15 protein-coding genes and 1 pseudogene are annotated in these 17,236 nt (G+C 34.8%); 6 read left to right on the top strand and 10 right to left on the bottom strand.

Annotated elements, in window-relative coordinates:
- Positions 1–9: 9 nt before the first annotated feature.
- Positions 10–939: a DUF58 domain-containing protein gene (locus ACFSJT_RS08330; RefSeq protein ID WP_378319793.1), complete on the bottom strand. Its 930-nt coding sequence runs from the start codon at positions 937–939 to the stop codon at positions 10–12.
- 77 nt (positions 940–1,016) lie between these two features.
- Positions 1,017–1,334, bottom strand: a complete 318-nt coding sequence (trxA, locus tag ACFSJT_RS08325) for a thioredoxin (protein WP_034247085.1) — start codon at positions 1,332–1,334, stop codon at positions 1,017–1,019.
- 266 nt (positions 1,335–1,600) lie between these two features.
- Here trxA and ACFSJT_RS08320 point away from each other — a divergent pair, with 266 nt between their 5' ends.
- Positions 1,601–1,963: a hypothetical protein gene (locus ACFSJT_RS08320; protein ID WP_378319792.1), complete on the top strand. Its 363-nt coding sequence runs from the start codon at positions 1,601–1,603 to the stop codon at positions 1,961–1,963.
- On the opposite strand, the gene ACFSJT_RS08315 is transcribed toward ACFSJT_RS08320, so the two are convergent.
- The 4 genes and pseudogenes from ACFSJT_RS08315 to ACFSJT_RS08300 all read right to left on the bottom strand — a co-directional run bounded on the left by ACFSJT_RS08315 (position 1,960) and on the right by ACFSJT_RS08300 (position 9,580).
- Positions 1,960–3,099, bottom strand: a complete 1,140-nt coding sequence (locus ACFSJT_RS08315) for a multiheme c-type cytochrome (protein WP_378319791.1) — start codon at positions 3,097–3,099, stop codon at positions 1,960–1,962. The two genes, ACFSJT_RS08320 and ACFSJT_RS08315, sit on opposite strands and share 4 nt — an antisense overlap.
- A gap of 180 nt (positions 3,100–3,279) precedes the next feature.
- Positions 3,280–7,665 (bottom strand): DNA polymerase III subunit alpha, encoded by a 4,386-nt coding sequence (dnaE, locus tag ACFSJT_RS08310; protein WP_378319789.1) that lies wholly within the window; start codon positions 7,663–7,665, stop codon positions 3,280–3,282.
- A 339-nt stretch (positions 7,666–8,004) separates the two neighbouring features.
- Positions 8,005–8,349: pseudogene (locus ACFSJT_RS08305) on the bottom strand (PA2169 family four-helix-bundle protein); the annotation flags it as partial.
- Positions 8,350–8,740: 391 nt separating this feature from the next.
- The gene (locus ACFSJT_RS08300) at positions 8,741–9,580 is read right to left on the bottom strand and encodes a DUF6252 domain-containing protein (protein WP_378319788.1); all 840 of its coding nucleotides are present in this window, start codon (positions 9,578–9,580) and stop codon (positions 8,741–8,743) included.
- A 341-nt stretch (positions 9,581–9,921) separates the two neighbouring features.
- Here ACFSJT_RS08300 and ACFSJT_RS08295 point away from each other — a divergent pair, with 341 nt between their 5' ends.
- From ACFSJT_RS08295 to ACFSJT_RS08285, 3 genes are all read left to right on the top strand, one after another.
- Positions 9,922–10,500, top strand: a complete 579-nt coding sequence (locus ACFSJT_RS08295; RefSeq protein ID WP_378319787.1) for a 30S ribosomal protein S16 — start codon at positions 9,922–9,924, stop codon at positions 10,498–10,500.
- Positions 10,501–10,513: 13 nt separating this feature from the next.
- Positions 10,514–11,038, top strand: coding sequence for a ribosome maturation factor RimM (rimM, locus tag ACFSJT_RS08290; RefSeq protein ID WP_378319786.1), 525 nt, complete (start codon positions 10,514–10,516; stop codon positions 11,036–11,038).
- Between the two features lie 62 nt (positions 11,039–11,100).
- Positions 11,101–11,811 carry a tRNA1(Val) (adenine(37)-N6)-methyltransferase gene (locus ACFSJT_RS08285; RefSeq protein ID WP_378319785.1) on the top strand — a complete coding sequence of 237 codons (711 nt, stop codon included), beginning with the start codon at positions 11,101–11,103 and terminating at the stop codon, positions 11,809–11,811.
- Positions 11,812–11,916: 105 nt separating this feature from the next.
- On the opposite strand, the gene ACFSJT_RS08280 is transcribed toward ACFSJT_RS08285, so the two are convergent.
- Positions 11,917–12,231: a hypothetical protein gene (locus tag ACFSJT_RS08280; protein ID WP_378319784.1), complete on the bottom strand. Its 315-nt coding sequence runs from the start codon at positions 12,229–12,231 to the stop codon at positions 11,917–11,919.
- 433 nt (positions 12,232–12,664) lie between these two features.
- Between ACFSJT_RS08280 and ACFSJT_RS08275 the strand changes: the two genes are divergently transcribed.
- Positions 12,665–13,843 (top strand): acyl-CoA dehydrogenase family protein, encoded by a 1,179-nt coding sequence (locus ACFSJT_RS08275; RefSeq protein ID WP_378319783.1) that lies wholly within the window; start codon positions 12,665–12,667, stop codon positions 13,841–13,843.
- 425 nt (positions 13,844–14,268) lie between these two features.
- Here the strand turns inward: ACFSJT_RS08275 and ACFSJT_RS08270 are convergent, their stop codons facing one another.
- The 3 genes from ACFSJT_RS08270 to ACFSJT_RS08260 all read right to left on the bottom strand — a co-directional run bounded on the left by ACFSJT_RS08270 (position 14,269) and on the right by ACFSJT_RS08260 (position 16,752).
- Positions 14,269–14,541 carry a hypothetical protein gene (locus ACFSJT_RS08270; protein ID WP_378319782.1) on the bottom strand — a complete coding sequence of 91 codons (273 nt, stop codon included), beginning with the start codon at positions 14,539–14,541 and terminating at the stop codon, positions 14,269–14,271.
- A gap of 886 nt (positions 14,542–15,427) precedes the next feature.
- The gene (locus tag ACFSJT_RS08265; RefSeq protein WP_378319781.1) at positions 15,428–16,165 is read right to left on the bottom strand and encodes a hypothetical protein; all 738 of its coding nucleotides are present in this window, start codon (positions 16,163–16,165) and stop codon (positions 15,428–15,430) included.
- A 5-nt stretch (positions 16,166–16,170) separates the two neighbouring features.
- On the bottom strand, positions 16,171–16,752 hold the full coding sequence (locus tag ACFSJT_RS08260) for an RNA polymerase sigma factor (RefSeq protein ID WP_378319780.1): 582 nt from the start codon (positions 16,750–16,752) through the stop codon (positions 16,171–16,173).
- Between the two features lie 273 nt (positions 16,753–17,025).
- Here ACFSJT_RS08260 and ACFSJT_RS08255 point away from each other — a divergent pair, with 273 nt between their 5' ends.
- On the top strand, positions 17,026–17,235 hold the full coding sequence (locus ACFSJT_RS08255; protein WP_378319779.1) for a hypothetical protein: 210 nt from the start codon (positions 17,026–17,028) through the stop codon (positions 17,233–17,235).
- Position 17,236: the final 1 nt, after the last annotated feature.

Genomic DNA, 17,236 nt, shown 5'->3' with positions numbered 1-17,236 from the left:
AAATAGTAATCAAACAAATTTCTGTCTTTCAACGAGATATGTAGTTAAGATTTTATCAAAATCTTTTGTGGTATCGGCTTCTACATATTTTATCCCGTATTGGGCACATTTCATTTTCAGATCATAAAAATAAGAAGAAACAGCCTTGCGATAGTTGTCTTTTATATTATCAGCATATAAATTGATAAACTCTCCTGTTTCTACATCAATAAATCGGGTAGGGCGGTTACTAAAATCAAAATTCAATTCTTTTTCACTATCAAAAGTATGAAAAAGAATAACCTCATGTTTATTGTATTTTAAATGTCGTAGAGCCTCAAATAGTTTTTCAGGACTTGAACTGGCTTGTAACATATCTGTGAATAAAAAAATAAGAGACCTGCGATGTATCTTTTCTGCAATCAGATGCAAAAATTTGAATGTATCAGTATTTTTGTTACTTGATTCTTTACTAATAGTTTGGTTTAATGTATTTAACAACATTTGATGATGTTTTTCACTTCCTTTTTCCGGAGCATAGTAATCATATTCATCACTATAAATACTTAGTCCAATAGCATCTCTTTGTTTCTTTAAAATATTCATCAAGCAAGCTGTTGCGAGGACTGAAAAACTGATTTTATTTAAAGACCCAAGGTGATGTTCTTTTATCTTGGGATAGTGCATAGAAGAGGAGCTATCAATAATAATATGACATCTTAGATTAGTTTCTTCTTCATATCTTTTAGTAAAAAGTTTATCGGTTTTGGCATAAAGCTTCCAGTCGATATGCTTGGTGCTTTCACCATTATTGTACACTTTATGTTCAGCAAATTCTGCAGAAAATCCATGAAACGGACTTTTATGCATGCCAGAAATAAAACCTTCGACCACCTGCTTGGCCAATAGCTCAAGATTGGTAAATCCACCGGTTTTATTAATTTCATTTTGAATATCCATTGCTACAGATTTATGTGAAAATAAAAAAGGTTTGACCAATTGTCAAACCTTTTCCTATTTTTATCTTCAGTTTCTTCCTATAAAAGTGAATCCAAAGCTTCTGCATATACGTTTTTTGGCGATACACCAACTTGTCGACCTACTACCTCTCCATTTTGAAAAACTAAAACAGTAGGGATATTTCTTACGCCATATTTGGCTGCAAATTCCTGATTTGCATCAACATCTACTTTACCAACGACTGCTTTTCCGTCATATTCTTCACTAATTTGCTCAATGATAGGGCCTACCATTCTACAAGGACCACACCATGCTGCCCAAAAATCTACTAATACGGGTTTGTCACTCTTAAGTACTACTTCATCAAAAGTAGCATCTGTTATTTCTAGTGCCATAGTTATTTATTATTTAAAAATTTCTTACTTAATTAGAATATTTACAAAATTAGTCAATAATTCTTCCAAAGCTTACAAACGTGATATTTCTTTTGACTATAGAGTCATTTGATTTTTTGATACTAAAAAGAAAATCCTATTAATTTGTTGAAATATAGTTTAATTTATAAAGTTATAAAAGCAACAAAGGGGTTTAAATCCTTCTATTGTAAGATAAAGTCTTTTGAAATTAAAATTAACATTATATTTGTAGGAATGATTAAGGCATGATTAAGGAAATTCAACTACCCTATTGCGATCTTATTTTTAAAGAGTCTTATGCTATTCTGGTAATGCACAAGGATTCTGCAATCACCCTACAAACAGCAGAAGAGATTACCTCTCTTCTGGATCGTCATTATGCAGGCAGAAGTTTTGTTTTTATTACTCATAGAAAATATCCACATGAAATAGACTTGAATGTTTATAAAGGAAAAATTTTAAAGAATATGATCGGTTTTGCTATTGTTTCAGAGGATCCCGAAGAAATAAAAAGAGCGCTACAAGAACAACCTCTTTGGAATGAGGCTTTTACATTTTTTAAGGAATTGTCTGAAGCAGAAATCTGGGCAAGTAGCTTTTTTAATTAATTTAAATCTTGTTTATTGTATATTCCTATCAAATGAGTTCTTACCTGAACAGCAATTTCTTCATTATCGGGAATTTGTATTTTCATAGTTTTACTATTCACCAAAGGCATATGGCATTGCACACAGTTATTACTCATATCTTTAATTTTTGATTGATCTCCACCACATACGATTGCATTATTTGCGATATCGTGACAATTAACACATTTTTGATTAAACATAGCCAGATTTCCGCGCTCCTTTTTGTGGGGGTTATGACAAGAAGAACAATCCATTATCTCACTTTTTTGAAAGCATTTACTGGCTTTTAACAGCCCATATTGATTTCCATGAACGTCTAAATTATTGAGACTATTTTCGTCATAATCAGGCACAGAAAAGTTTTTTAAGGCATCACCTACAGTAAACTCAAAAGCATTACGAGTTACTTCTTTTCTTAGTCCAGAATGGCATAAAGCACAGGCATCCAGGCGTTGTTGCCTTGTAAAATCGTTGTATTTAATGATATTTTGTCCATTTTTTTCATCAGGATTTAGTCTGTGATGTTTTACATGTGCCACAACGTCGCCATGGCAGCGTTGGCAATCAATGCCATATACAATATTAGTTTTCCTGAAACGATTTCCTTTTTTGATTCCAGATAAATTTTGTGCATAAGTAGTGTGGCATTCTAAACAACGCTCAATAACCGGTCTCGCTGGGGCAATTTTTTTTGGTGCACCAGGACTATTAATCCAACTATCGGTTGGGGTAAAGTATGAAGCTTGCAATTGAAAAAGCTGATCTTGGTGCCACATAAGATAAGATTCTCCTTTGGTTCCCGATCCAATAACAATATCCATTTTTGCACTGTAAAAAAGTTGATGCTGTTCGCCAATTCTCGCCTCCTGATAAAAACCCGAATCTTTTGCTACCATTTTTATAGATTCTTCAGGATTAAGCTCAAGTCTATTTTTACCTTCTTCAAAGCTTCCTTGAATGGTATTTTTATTAGCAATTTGAAATGACTTAAAATGTGCAGTTTGGTAATGATCTTCAACTATTTGCCTATGGCACTCTAAGCAAACTTTGGAGTCAATAAATTCCATTCCGTTATGGTGTACTGCAATAGGAGGAATGGCCACATATTCATTCATTTTATCTTTTTTCTCTTCAAATAAAAGAAAATAAAGAAGGCTGCAAGCAATACATATAAGTATTGCGATTACATAAAACACCTTTTTTTGCATAGATGGTTGGGAGTTAATCTATCACAATATAACAGTAATTTATGAATAGTACTTACTTGGTAATTAAAGATGTATATAACTTTATCTCTAATTTAATTTATAATAAATAGAATCATCTTCAAGAGCTGCAAGTAATTCTGGAGAAATATTTACTTTTTGCTTTCGGCTGGGCATATGCAGTTTTAGCTGCTCTGCCATTTCATAGATAACAAAGTTTAAGGTGTGATTTCCTGTGTGTATGCCTAGCAATTCTTTCAAATCCTCAATTCTGGAATCTGAAAGTTCATTAATATCTAATTGTATGGTGAGTTTTCTTGCATAGTTTTCCATGACATCATGAAGTAACTGAAAACTATTAAATTGTATTCTTGGATCTCCTTTTTTACCGGTATCACGATTTACCCAGCCTTCTTTTACAAAAGCTTTGGCATAGACAAAGGTGCTTTTTACCAGAAAAGGACGATGTTTAAGGTACTCTTCTCCAAAAATCCTGAATTCGTGGACAGTGTTATAATCTTCCATCGTAAATGTGGCCCATCCTTTACCATTTTTTGAGGTTCGATGTTCTACATTAGTAATAACGCCACCAAAAGAAAGTTCTCTGTTAATATTACCTTCGAGGTCTGCAAAATTAAGAAGTGTAGCATTACAGAAATATTTCATTTCGTATTTAAAATCATCCAGGGGATGCCCAGAAAGATAAATTCCTACCACTTCTTTTTCTCTCGCTAGTTTTTCCATAGTTCCCCATTCTTCACATGGGGGTACTACAGGCTCAGGAATTTGTACTTCACTAGCTTCGCCAAACAAACTTACCTGTGATGAATTTTCACTTTCCTGAAATTTAGATCCGTATCGTATTGCTTTTTCCAGGAAGGTGATTCCGTCCCCTTCTTGGTGAAAATATTGCCCTCTATGTGTTTCGGTAAAAGAATCAAATCCACCTGCCAGCGCAAGACTTTCAAACGCCTTTTTATTAGCTGCACGTAAATCAATACGTTTTGCCAGGTCAAAAATAGATCTGTAAGGTCCATCTTCTTTTCTATTCTCTACGATGGTTGCTACTGCTCCACTACCTACACCTTTAATTGCTCCCATTCCAAAGCGTACAGCCCCATCTTTATTTACCGAAAATTTGCGATACGATTCATTCACATCAGGCCCTAGAACCTCAAGTTTCATGCGTTTACATTCTTCCATAAAGAAGGTAACCTGTTTAATATCATTCATGTTGTTTGAAAGTACTGCGGCCATATATTCTGCTGGATAATGAGCCTTGAGATAAGCCGTTTGATAGGCGATCCATGCATAGCAAGTTGAGTGAGATTTGTTAAATGCGTAGGCTGCAAATGCTTCCCAGTCTTTCCATATTTTTTCAAGTTTATCTTCTGGATGACCTTTAGCAGCTGCCTGTTCGATAAATTTGGGTTTCATTTTATCCAGAACGGCCTTTTGCTTTTTACCCATTGCTTTACGCAAAACATCGGCTTCACCTTTGGTGAAATCAGCTAATTTTTGCGAAAGTAACATTACTTGCTCCTGATATACCGTAATCCCATAAGTTTCCTTTAAGTATTCTTCGCAAGCTTCGAGGTCGTAAATAATTTCCTCTTTACCATGTTTTCTATTAATGAAGCTAGGAATGTATTCTAAAGGTCCAGGACGATATAACGCATTCATGGCAATAAGATCTGCAAAAACAGTAGGTTTAAGTTCCTTCATGTATTTTTGCATTCCTGGGGATTCGTACTGGAACACTCCAACAGTTTCACCTCTTTGGAATAGGGCATACGTTTCTTCATCGTCTAGAGGAAAATTTTCTGGATCGAGTTCTACACCGTGTTTTGCTTTTACAATTTTGACCGTATCCTTGATCAGTGTTAACGTTTTAAGACCTAAAAAATCCATCTTTAAAAGTCCTGCACTTTCTACCACCGAGTTATCAAACTGCGTGCAATACATATCTGAATCTTTAGCCAAAGCTACCGGTACAAACTTAGTGATGTCATCTGGTGTGATAATTACCCCGCAAGCATGAATACCAGTGTTTCGAACAGACCCTTCTAAAACTCGTGCCTGATTTAGTGTTTCAGCCTCCAGGTTACTGCCTTCTGCAATAGTAAGCAGTTCATTCACCTTTTCTAATTCGTCGCTTCTAAATTTTTTCTTAAGTGTAGCTTCATCAACCCCAAATATTTTACCCAATTTGGACATATTTGGTATCAATTTGGCAATACGATCGGCATCGCCAAGAGGAAGATCCAATACTCTGGCAGTATCTCGTATTGAAGATTTGGCTGCCATTGTGCCGTAAGTAATGATTTGTGCTACCTGGTTAGCGCCATATTTTTCAATTACATAATCCATTACGCGACTACGTCCTTCATCATCAAAATCGATATCAATATCAGGCATGCTTACACGGTCAGGGTTTAAGAATCTCTCAAAAAGCAGGTCATATTTAATCGGGTCTAAATTCGTGATCCACAAACAATAGGCCACTGCAGATCCAGCGGCAGATCCTCGGCCAGGGCCAACTGACACTCCCATATCACGAGCTGCACGAATAAAGTCTTCAACAATCAGGAAATAACCGGGATATCCGGTTTTTTCAATTACTTTAAGTTCAAAATCTAATCGCTCATCAATTTCTGGGGTGATTTCTCCATATCTTTTTTTTGCACCTTCATAAGTGATATGTCTTAAATACGCATTTTCACCACGCTTTCCTCCATCTATCTCGTCTTCTTCAGATTGAAATTGTTCTGGAATATCAAAAGCAGGTAACAAGACATCCCTTGCAAGTACAAAAGGTTCTATTTTATCAACAATTTCCTGAACATTTATAATGGCTTCTGGTAAATCTTTGAAGAGGTTTTTCATTTCTTCGGAAGATTTAAAATAATATTCCTGATTGGGCAAGCCATATCGATACCCTCTTCCACGACCAATAGGCGTAGCTTGTTTTTCACCATCCTTAACACACAATAAAATGTCATGAGCATTAGCATCTTTCTTTTCGCAATAATAAGTATTGTTTGTTGCAACTATTTTTATGTTGTGTTTTTTGGAGAATTGCAGCAGTACTTGGTTAACTCTATTCTCATCTTCCTGATTATGACGCATCATCTCGATATACAGGTCATCACCAAATTCCTGATGCCACCATAGTAATGCTTCTTCAGCTTGTTTTTCTCCAATATTTAAGACCTTGCTGGGTACTTCACCATACAAATTTCCTGTAAGAACAATAATGTCTTCTTTGTATTGTTTAATAATTTCTTTATCAATTCTTGGGAGGTAATAAAATCCATCAACAAAAGCGATGGATGACATTTTTGCCAAATTATGATATCCATTTTTGTTCTTGGCTAGCATCACAATTTGGTAGCCATTATCCTTTCTTGATTTATCCTTATGATTTTCACAAACAAAAAATTCACAACCTACTATAGGTTTAATTTCAACTCCGTCGGGTTCTTGTCCGTTTTCAATCGCCTCGGCATTGGCTGTTTTTATGCTTTTGTTATGATTGGAAACGGCTTGTACAAAATGAAACGCTCCCATCATATTAGCATGATCGGTCATCGCTACAGCATTCATATTATGGTGCGCAGCCACATTTACCAGGTCGGGAATGCTGGTAGTCGACTGTAATACAGAAAATTGAGTATGATTATGAAGATGCGCAAAGTTTACTTCATCTAAAGCGGCAATGTTCTTGTCAATTTCTTGCTGAGATAGATCAGAAGCATCTTTTTTGGCTAGGGCTTCCTGTATTTTTTGCGAAGCTTTTTTTAGATTAATATGTTTTAATCCAATAAGCTGAATGGGCTCTGGATTTGCCTCTTTAAAATTTTGGAAGTAATCTGGCTGTACATCAAGTTCTTCTATGGTAAAAACTTGTTTTCTGATCAATTCAAGAAAACATCGGGTTGTTGCCTCAACATCGGCGGTTGCATTGTGTGCTTCACTAAATGCAATTCCAAATAAGTGTTCATGTAATTCGGTAAGTGTAGGAAGTTTGAATTTCCCTCCTCTACCACCGGGGATTTGACAAAGTTCTGCCGTAGTTTCGGTACAAGTGTCCAGAACCGGAAGCTTATCAAGGGCGTTTTCTAAGCCCAAGCGGTAGAATTCGGCTCCCATGATATTAACATCGAATCCTACATTTTGACCAACTATAAACTTAGTTTTTGATAAGGCGATCTTGAATTTTTCAAGTACCTCCTGTAATATAATTCCGTCCTTTTCAGCAAGCTCGGTAGAAATTCCGTGTATCTTTTCTGCGTCATAAGGAATATTAAATCCATCGGGTTTTACCAGGTAATCCTGGTGCTCAATGCAGTTCCCCATAGCATCGTGCAATTGCCATGCAATTTGAATACATCTTGGCCAATTATCGGTGTCGCTAATGGGGGCATCCCAGCGTTTTGGTAAACCTGTGGTTTCAGTATCAAAAACTAAATACATAAATTAGTAGATTTCGAGAAATTAGATCCTTACGAACTTTCAAAAATAGGCAAAATAGGACCTTAATTTATAAAAACATATCCATAGTTATTAACTGTTAATTAAGAAAAAAAATCTGTATAGCAAAGATGGGTAGCTTGTTAACTTCTATGGTTTAGGGATTTGCAGGAATAGAAAAAAATTGATAATTACAGCGTATTTGGTTATTCAAACTTTGAGTTACTATGTGTTTATAGAATATAATTAAAATAGGATGCACATGTAATTTCTGTACTTCGTACAACAAAAAAACCGGAAATTTTTCCGGTTTTAATAGGGTATTTTATGACGATCAATCTGTTATGCTTCAATCGTTTCGAAGTTTTTTGCATCTTCTAAGGCGCTGATAATGGTGCTTCGTTGCTTCATTAACAAATCATAGGTGCTCTTAGGCAACGTGCTTTCTTTTAAAATATCATTATATTCTTCTATTGCAGCTTCTTCTCCGCGTATGGTTTCTTTTAGGATAGCTTCTTCGTTATTTGAAGATAATACAGCTCTAAAATTCATCCAGATTCTATGTGCATCAGCTTCAAAACTAGTATCGTTTTTTGGGTGTACTCCAAAGGTTTTTATCTCAGATTGTAATTTTTTTGCAAACTCTCTTCTTTCAAAAGCTCTTTCTTCAAAATATTTTTTCAAATCTGTATTGTCTACGTTTTCAGCTGCTGTAAGATAGCCTTTTTCTGCATCAAAACTTTTTTCAAAACATCATTTAAATGGTCAGTAATTTTTTCTGTGTACTTCATAATCATTTTCATTTTAAAAGTTATTATTATTTGTTGATGTAATTAAACATTCTCTAATAGTATAAGCCTTAAAACCCCTTCTGTCAAGGGGTTTAACAAGGTTTAATAGTTTTTAACTTGAATTAACACTTTAATATTTGATCGGTGTTAAAAAGTGTTAAATGAAGAATTTTTTAGAATTTAAAAGCGTGAGTTTTTCGTCATATTAAAGATCTTTTTAACATAAAAAAAAGCGATCACCCAAAGAGATGATCGCTTGATCTTGATTAAGTTGAGTTATGATTTCATTAATAACCAAAATCGAACAGCCCTTCAGATATCTGAGCTCCACTTCTGGTCTCAAATTCAAAAGTACCGCTGATACATTTTGAATCTGTATTATGTTCATTAATTATTAGTGTTCCGGATAGCACAGAGGATTTGTCTTTTCTTTTGCTGTATGTTGCGCTATAGTCTCCAGAACCTGACAAAGAATATTCGCCTGGTGCGACATTAGACGGAAATACGATTTCAATTTCGTCTTCAATATTACTTGCTTTTATTAGTATAGACGCGTTGTCTACTCCAAATAGTTGAGCAGAATGATCATCAGTAATCATTTCAAAGCCATTTACTTTTGCAGTAAGCGATGCATTAAGCAAACACGGATTAATCTCTTGGGTAACCACTTCTTCTATTATACCTTCTTCAATAGGGACTCTGTAAAACCATCCATTATTAAAATTAGAGCTGTTACCATTACTGTCTTTTAAATTTTTAAAGTAGAAATTACCAGAAATCTCATTATTATTGATTTCAATTATATTTACCTCTCCTGTGCTTTCTCCTTGTTGGGCTACAAATTTTGTTTGATCCTTTTGAAAACTTACTTTACTAAGCGTTTCTTGACTGATTTTATAGGTTCCCATTTTGGTTGAAGAAATTGTAAAACTTATAGCTTTATCTCCTTCGCTTCCTGAAATGACAAGAGTACCATCATCATAGATCATAGCTTTTTTAGATACCGTGCGAAAAAGTTCTCCGTCAACTTTGGCCTGAAGAGCAGGATTGTTGATTTGAACATCGGTAGAGCAAGAAGAAAAAATAAGGCAGGCTACTGCCATGAATAGCGTAGTTATTCTGATCATAGGCTTGGGGCTTTAGTATTCATCACATACGGTTTTACCGTATTAAAATGTTTAGAAGACAAACATAAAACTAAAATTCGGTAAAATCAATTTTTTCATCGAAAAAAAACATATTTAATCGATGAAATACACAATTATGATTTAATTAATGTTTTTTATTCGTATTTTATGAGAATTTATTTCTATTTTTTGTAAGAAAAAAAATACTAAAACTTACGTAAGATCAGTAATTATTGTTTTACAGGATATAAACTTTAAAATAAGTACATTCTTTTAATTAAAAATAGTTACATTTGCGCCCTTAATTATAATCCGGGTCGAGTACCCAAAAATTAATTTGTATGCCTGTTAAAATTAGATTACAGAGACACGGTAAAAAGGGAAAACCTTTTTATTGGATCGTAGCCGCAGATGCTAGATCAAAAAGAGATGGTAGATTTCTTGAAAAGTTAGGTACGTATAATCCTAATGTAAACCCAGCAAGTATTGACCTTAACGTTGATAACGCAGTAAAGTGGTTACAAAATGGTGCACAGCCTACCGATACAGCAAGAGCTATTTTATCTTACAAAGGTGCCTTACTTAAAAATCACCTGGCAGGGGGAGTAAGAAAAGGTGCCCTAACAGAGGAACAAGCCGAAGAGAAGTTTCAAGCTTGGTTATCTGAAAAAGAAGGAACTGTTACTGCTAAGAAAGATGCGTTAGCAAAAGCCGAGGCAGATGCTAAAGCAAGAGCTCTTGCAGCAGAAAAAGAAGTGAATGCTAAGCGTGAAGCTGAAGCTGCTGAAGCTGCTGAAGCTGAAGCCGCCGAAAAAGCCGAAGCTGCTGCTGCCGAAGCACCAGAAGAGGCTGCTGAAGCAACTGAAGCAGAGGCCACAACAGAAGAAGTAACTGAAGAAGCTAGCAACGAACAAGAATAGTTGTAGTATTGCGATGAAGAAAGAAGAATGCTTCTATCTAGGCAAAATCGTAAGTAAATTTAGTTTTAAGGGTGAGGTATTGATTAAACTGGATACCGATGAACCCGAAAGTTATGTAAAAATGGAATCAGTATTTGTTGACTATAACAACAACCTGGTTCCTTTTTTTATTGAAAGAAGTGCATTGCATAAAAGTGATTTGCTTCGGGTGAAATTTGAGGATGTAGATACTGAAGAAGATGCAGATGATTTGATGAAAGCAGAAATTTATCTTCCGCTCACACTACTGCCAAAACTAGAAGGAGATCAATTTTATTATCACGAAGTTATTGGTTTTACCATTATAGACCAAACCTTTGGAGAAGTAGGAATCATCAAATCAATCAATGACTCAACAGCACAGGCTCTTTTTGAAATCGATCATAAAGGTACCGAGGTCCTCATCCCTATGAACGATGAGTTCGTTGAAAAAATAGATCGAGAGGCAAAACAGGTTTTCGTAAATACACCTGAAGGGCTTATTGATTTATATCTTTAAATTATCACCTTCTTCGTCAATCTGGCAAGGCCAGAATTCATTTTCCAGTAAAATTGTTACAAATGAAACCTTTCGAATTTAAACAATTCACAATACAACAGGATCGATGTGCCATGAAAATAGGTACAGATGGAGTTTTATTGGGTGCTTGGGTGCCAATAGGCGGTTCTGAAAGTTCAATTCTGGATATAGGTACAGGCACAGGTATTATTGCATTAATGGCTGCGCAGCGTTCTGATGCCGAAATTATTGATGCCATCGAGATCGACGCAGAAGCCTATGAACAAGCGGTCGATAATTTTGAATCTTCATCCTGGGGAGATAGATTGTTTTGTTATCATGCCTCTTTTCAAGAATTTGTCGAAGAGATGGATGACCAGTATGATCTGTTAATTAGCAATCCGCCTTTTTATGCTGAAGATTATAAAACGTCAAATAAACAACGGGATATAGCCAGATTTCAGGGTTCACTTCCATTTGAACACTTGTTGGTTGGAGCTTCAAAATTAATGTCGGATCATGGAAAATTTGCAATAATCTTACCATACAAAGAAGAAGAAAAGATTATTAAACTTGCAAAAGAAGTATCCCTATATGCCCATAAAATTACCAGAGTAAAAGGTAATCCAACTTCCAAAATAATAAGAAGTATGGTCTTGTTTGGTTTTGATCAGGCCGTTCCTCAAACAGACGAACTGATTATTGAAAATTCTAGGCATCAATATACAGACGCTTACATTAATCTTACTCAAGGTTTTTATTTGAAAATGTAGCAACATTAAAAAAGGAGAACTTTTAAGGTTCTCCTTTTCCAAATTCAATCACTCTGCAAAGCTTAATTCGTCGAATATTCAGAAGTTAAGCCTTTACTATTTTGGCTAGTCCTTAGTTATCCAGTTACCATCTGCGTCACAGTATACTTCCATTTCTTTCTCGCCTTGCTTCAATACTAACATAAATTCTGAAGCATCTTCTTTAGCACCAGCTTTTTCGATAGTAGCTCCTGCAAAGTCTTTTGCTACTGCATCGATAACCTTTTGAGGAAGATTTTCCACCGCTAATTCGATGTATTTATCTTGAGCGGGAGCCGTAACTTCAGTATTATCATTTGAAGCGGTTTCTTGTGCGTTGATCCCTTGAGTCCCTAATAATAATCCAAAAGCTAAAGCTGGTAATACAAATAAATTTTTCATTTTGTGTTTCTTTTTAAGATTTACATTTTGTTACACAGTATACTATAGAATAATTGTGCCAGTAGATGATTTCAGATTACATATTGATTGTAAACAAATGATAATCAATATTTTATAAATTATTTGTTTTAATAATTTATTTCTGCACATATAAAGAGAAGTGTAGAAAAAGGTGTTGACCTGCGGAATTTATACACAATTTTGATTGTATATTTATAAAACAATCATCACTTTTATTTCTTGAAAAAAATATGCATAATGGATTTGAAAGTACAGCGATCAACTGTATTTTTGACTTTTTGATTAATCTTTAAAATAATTAAAAGAATTTAAACGTATGAAAAAAATTGGTTGCTCTTTTTCCATTAATTACATTTGTTGAGCATTTGTATGCGATAATTTTATAAATAATGTAATTAAAATATACTGCCAGATGAAGCCCGATCTTTTTGAAGCTCCAGATTACTATAATATAGACGAATTACTTACAGACGAACACAAATTGGTTCGTGATGCCGCCCGCAGCTGGGTAAAACGCGAAGTTTCTCCAATTATAGAAGAATATGCGCAACGTGCCGAATTTCCTAATCAAATCATCAAAGGATTAGCAGAAATCGGGGCCTTTGGTCCTTACATCCCAGAAGAATATGGAGGGGCGGGATTGGACCAGATAAGTTATGGTTTGATCATGCAAGAAATAGAACGAGGTGATTCTGGAGTGCGGTCTACTTCATCAGTACAATCGTCTTTAGTAATGTACCCTATCTGGAAATATGGTAATGAAGAGCAACGCAAAAAATATTTACCAAAATTAGCTTCAGGAGAATTTATGGGTTGTTTTGGTCTAACCGAACCCGATCATGGGTCAAATCCTGGCGGGATGACCACGAATTTTAAAGATAAAGGAGATCATTATCTGCTTAACGGGGCAAAGCTATGGATATCAAATGCTCCTTTTGCAGACGTTGCCGTAGTTTGGGCTAAAAATGAAGAAGGACGTATCCATGGTTTGATAGTCGAGCGGGGTATGGAAGGTTTTACAACACCAGAGACTCATAATAAATGGTCACTTCGTGCATCGGCCACAGGAGAATTGATCTTTGATAATGTAAAAGTACCCAAAGAGAATTTGCTACCTAACAAAAGCGGGTTGGGAGCTCCTTTGGGTTGTTTGGATTCTGCTCGCTATGGAATTGCATGGGGAGCAATAGGTGCTGCTATGGACTGCTATGATACTGCTTTGCGATATGCTAAAGAACGTGTTCAATTTGACAAACCTATTGGAGCAACACAGTTACAGCAGAAGAAATTAGCAGAAATGATTACCGAAATTACCAAAGCGCAATTATTGGCCTGGCGATTAGGAGTATTGCGTAATCAAGGAAAAGCAACAAGTGCCCAAATCTCTATGGCCAAACGCAATAATGTAGATATGGCCATAAAAATTGCCAGAGAAGCACGACAGATCCTTGGTGGTATGGGTATTACGGGGGAATATAGTATTATGCGCCATATGATGAACTTAGAAAGTGTAATCACTTACGAGGGAACGCATGATATCCATTTGTTAATCACAGGTTTGGATATCACTGGATTTTCTGCGTTTAAATAATCGAAAAGCTTTTAATAGCAGTTTTTCTCTAAAAAAATGTACTTCAAAAAGCTCGGAAGAATTATCGAGAATAGATTTTTATTCCATTTTTTGGGATAAACAGATAAATGATTAAGTAAAAAATTCTCCTGTACCGAAATACAGGAGAATCAAGGGAATTACAAAAAATCAGCAAACCGCCGAAAAATTAAGGGGTATCATTACCGCCTTAGGACCCAATATCGATCTCGCCTACCCCTAGTCTCCATCGAATATTGGATCTTTATTTTACTCTGATCAGCTATCGGGATCGTACTGGCTAACTACGAATTGAAAATGATAACTTCCATTTACAGTGCAAGGATACTGCACGCCAGTTTCATTTTTTGAAACTCAGGTATTTTTTTTCAGTTTTTTTCTATTCGAAGTGAAGAAAAATATCGAAACTACCCAACGAAAGGATTTAAATCACTGGTATTCAACTCTTTTTTAAAAAATCCAAATCTGAAACCCACAGCTTTTTCATAGACAAAACTTTGTAAGGTTACATCATAAATTACCGGTGCATTTAATTCACGCATGGTGTTAATAGTGCGATACAGTTTAGTTTTAGAAATTTGTAATCGATGTGCCAAATCATTTGGACTACCCGTAGCCTGTAAACGTATGAGTTGGTCAATGCGCTTTATTAATTCAATTTGTTTGATGATAACATTCATAAATACTCCCTTTTATTTATTATTCTTATGATCAATTTTATATGTGGGGTTATATATGAATGTCGTGATTAGAAAATTTGTTACCCTTAAATCATCATATTTTTTTCAAAAGGATCGAAATAGTCAAAAAAAAAGAAATGAATTATATAGCAAAACTTTACACCTCAGTAATACATACTACCGATGATACTATTTGAACTAGAATGTTTTAGTAGGTTTTATAAATTTTTGGAGTTCCTTCTCCTTGGGGAGAAGGCTAGAATGATGAGGTTTTCACGTCAAAACCCTCTAGATTAATCTTCTACCAGAGGAAGAGAAAACTATTTTTTTTAAGCCTCTAGTTTAGATTTGTGTCGATGAGTGTTAGATATTTATTTGCTTTACAAGCAGCAATCCATCCTATCCTAAATCCTTTCCAAAGGAAAGGACTTTTGTGCCACCTTCCCTTTGGGAAGGGTTGGGGATGGGATGAAAGATTAATTGATTAAAAATATCAACGCTTTGCTAAACTAGAGGTTATTTTAATAATACCAGTTCTTATATGAAGTTACTGATATACGAATTGAACTATTTTGATTTTAGGCAAGGCAAAAAATTCATGGATAGCCATAGCTATTGATCGATTTTATAACGAAGCATCAAGTCAAAAGAGACAATTTTATACGGTAATTTCATGTGAGAAATGGTATAATAAGGATTAACCAACAATTAGCGACTTAAGTTAAATAGTATAAATGTTGGATTTTATGCGTACAATGTCACCCTAATCACTTTAGCAACAAGCTCAGCACACGTTTTTCTTAAGGCTTTTATACAATAATGAGCTTCGACAAGCCTGTGCTGAGCTAGCCGAAGTACTCAGCATGACAAGTTTTTGTAGGAAAATTTATTCCTGCAATGCATTCTTCAAACGAATAGCATCATTTTTATAAATACCATCATATTGTATGATTTCATCAAGTAAGGGCGTTATTTTTTTAATTTTAGCCAGCTTAAGATAGGTGAGTGAGAGATACCATCTCGAATTTTCATAGTATCTACTGTCTCTAGATATGTTATTAAACTGATGTATAGCTTTTTGTTCCAGATCTATATTGATATAACTATTTCCAAGATACAATTTATATTGATCGTTGATATTTGGTTGGCGCTCCAGAGCTTCAATTACCTTTTTATATTCTTGATTTGTATAACTTTTCAATACTTCTTGTAAATCAATATTAGTTTCTCCTCGAGTGATATCCTCTGCCGGGAAGGGTTGGTAATATGCTGCATAAAGTTCTTGTGTTCGATTTTGTGAGTTAAACGTATACCAAAAGAAAGAACCAATACCCAAAATAATAGCAATAGACGCTGCAATTCGCCAATTTGAAGAAAAAAACGATCGCGAAACAGAATGTTTTTCCTCTTTTTTAATCTTTTTAGAGATCGTTACCAATTTTTCTTTAAATGCCAGAGTATCTTGATCACTTAAGGTTTGATGTAAAGATCTATGTTTTTCAACTTCGTTTTGTAGCTCGATATTATTGGCCATTTCTTTTTCAAATGCCAATACTTCATCTTGGGATAGCATATTATTGAGATATGCTTCTATTTTTTCAAATATTTCTGGAGTTCGTTCCATCTATTCTATTTCTTTTCAAGAGTTTGTTGTAACTCTTTATATATGGGATCCTTTTCGATCATTTGAATCAAAGATTTTTTACACTCAAATTTCTTCTTTCTGGTATACGTTTCAGAGTACCCGGTGATACCTGATATTTCTTTCATACTTTTTCCTTCAAAAACCAAAGAAAGCACTTCTTTGCAGCGGTCACTAAGTCGTATAAAATACTTTCGATACACATGATCACGTTCGTTATTTTCTATCTCTTGGATGATTGTTGGATGTACAGACTCAGTATTCACGCTTAGATCATCAGTACTCACTATTTTTTTATTTTTTCGTAAGCGGTTTCTCCAAATATTCTTACACACCCCATAAAAGTAGGTTTGTAATGATGAATGTAACACTAGCGAATCTGTTTTTGCTTTTTGATATACAAACACCAAAGCATCCTGAAACACATCTTCGACATCTTCTTCACTACCAGAATTCTGAAGGATATACCCCTTAATATAGGGTAGGTTTTTTTTATAAAACGCTGTGATGGTGCCTTCATCTCCGGCAGCAATACCTTCCAAAATTTTGAGATCCCTGGTGTTGCTCATTGTTTTATGTAGTAGGGTACAAGATTGTTACCTTATTTTAATTTTTTAATATATGTTTAACTAAAGCTATTCTCGTAGTACTTCTCCCTTTAATTGAATTATTCGAATTGATAAGTGTTGATTGAAATGTACAATAAATAATTATTTGTCATGTAAAAGTAACAATTTTAGTTTCTTTGCTATTAATATAGGAACATATTTATGACGCCACATCGGGTGCTGCAATTTTTAAGAGTGGTACATCGGGATCTTTTAAGAAAGGAAAAGAAATAAATGAAGCAGATTTTTAAATTACTACTATTTTTATTTGTGTCTATTGGGTTTAGCCAGTCCCAAACCGATACCATCCCCGCATACCATTATTTTATAAAAGCCGATTCTCTATTAACCCATAGAAAATTAGATAGTGCGGTTGTGTATTTTAAAAAAGCATTACCTATTTATGAAAAAGCTGAGGCATGGGAGCGAGTGGCGAGATGTTAAA

The organism is Aquimarina celericrescens (assembly GCF_042682765.1).
Taxonomy (GTDB): Bacteria; Bacteroidota; Bacteroidia; order Flavobacteriales; family Flavobacteriaceae; genus Aquimarina; species Aquimarina celericrescens.
The sequence above is the reverse complement of the archived record's forward strand: the minus strand, read 5'-3'. Positions and strand labels throughout refer to the sequence as shown.

What these genes read in the sequence shown, in the direction of transcription:
- ACFSJT_RS08330 (WP_378319793.1), bottom strand. Translation starts at nt 939, where the DNA reads ATGGATATTCAAAATGAAATTAATAAAACCGGTGGATTTACCAATCTT.
- trxA (WP_034247085.1), bottom strand. Translation starts at nt 1,334, where the DNA reads ATGGCACTAGAAATAACAGATGCTACTTTTGATGAAGTAGTACTTAAG.
- ACFSJT_RS08320 (WP_378319792.1), top strand. Translation starts at nt 1,601, where the DNA reads ATGATTAAGGAAATTCAACTACCCTATTGCGATCTTATTTTTAAAGAG.
- ACFSJT_RS08315 (WP_378319791.1), bottom strand. Translation starts at nt 3,099, where the DNA reads ATGAATGAATATGTGGCCATTCCTCCTATTGCAGTACACCATAACGGA.
- dnaE (WP_378319789.1), bottom strand. Translation starts at nt 7,665, where the DNA reads ATGTATTTAGTTTTTGATACTGAAACCACAGGTTTACCAAAACGCTGG.
- ACFSJT_RS08300 (WP_378319788.1), bottom strand. Translation starts at nt 9,580, where the DNA reads ATGATCAGAATAACTACGCTATTCATGGCAGTAGCCTGCCTTATTTTT.
- ACFSJT_RS08295 (WP_378319787.1), top strand. Translation starts at nt 9,922, where the DNA reads ATGCCTGTTAAAATTAGATTACAGAGACACGGTAAAAAGGGAAAACCT.
- rimM (WP_378319786.1), top strand. Translation starts at nt 10,514, where the DNA reads ATGAAGAAAGAAGAATGCTTCTATCTAGGCAAAATCGTAAGTAAATTT.
- ACFSJT_RS08285 (WP_378319785.1), top strand. Translation starts at nt 11,101, where the DNA reads ATGAAACCTTTCGAATTTAAACAATTCACAATACAACAGGATCGATGT.
- ACFSJT_RS08280 (WP_378319784.1), bottom strand. Translation starts at nt 12,231, where the DNA reads ATGAAAAATTTATTTGTATTACCAGCTTTAGCTTTTGGATTATTATTA.
- ACFSJT_RS08275 (WP_378319783.1), top strand. Translation starts at nt 12,665, where the DNA reads ATGAAGCCCGATCTTTTTGAAGCTCCAGATTACTATAATATAGACGAA.
- ACFSJT_RS08270 (WP_378319782.1), bottom strand. Translation starts at nt 14,541, where the DNA reads ATGAATGTTATCATCAAACAAATTGAATTAATAAAGCGCATTGACCAA.
- ACFSJT_RS08265 (WP_378319781.1), bottom strand. Translation starts at nt 16,165, where the DNA reads ATGGAACGAACTCCAGAAATATTTGAAAAAATAGAAGCATATCTCAAT.
- ACFSJT_RS08260 (WP_378319780.1), bottom strand. Translation starts at nt 16,752, where the DNA reads ATGAGCAACACCAGGGATCTCAAAATTTTGGAAGGTATTGCTGCCGGA.
- ACFSJT_RS08255 (WP_378319779.1), top strand. Translation starts at nt 17,026, where the DNA reads ATGAAGCAGATTTTTAAATTACTACTATTTTTATTTGTGTCTATTGGG.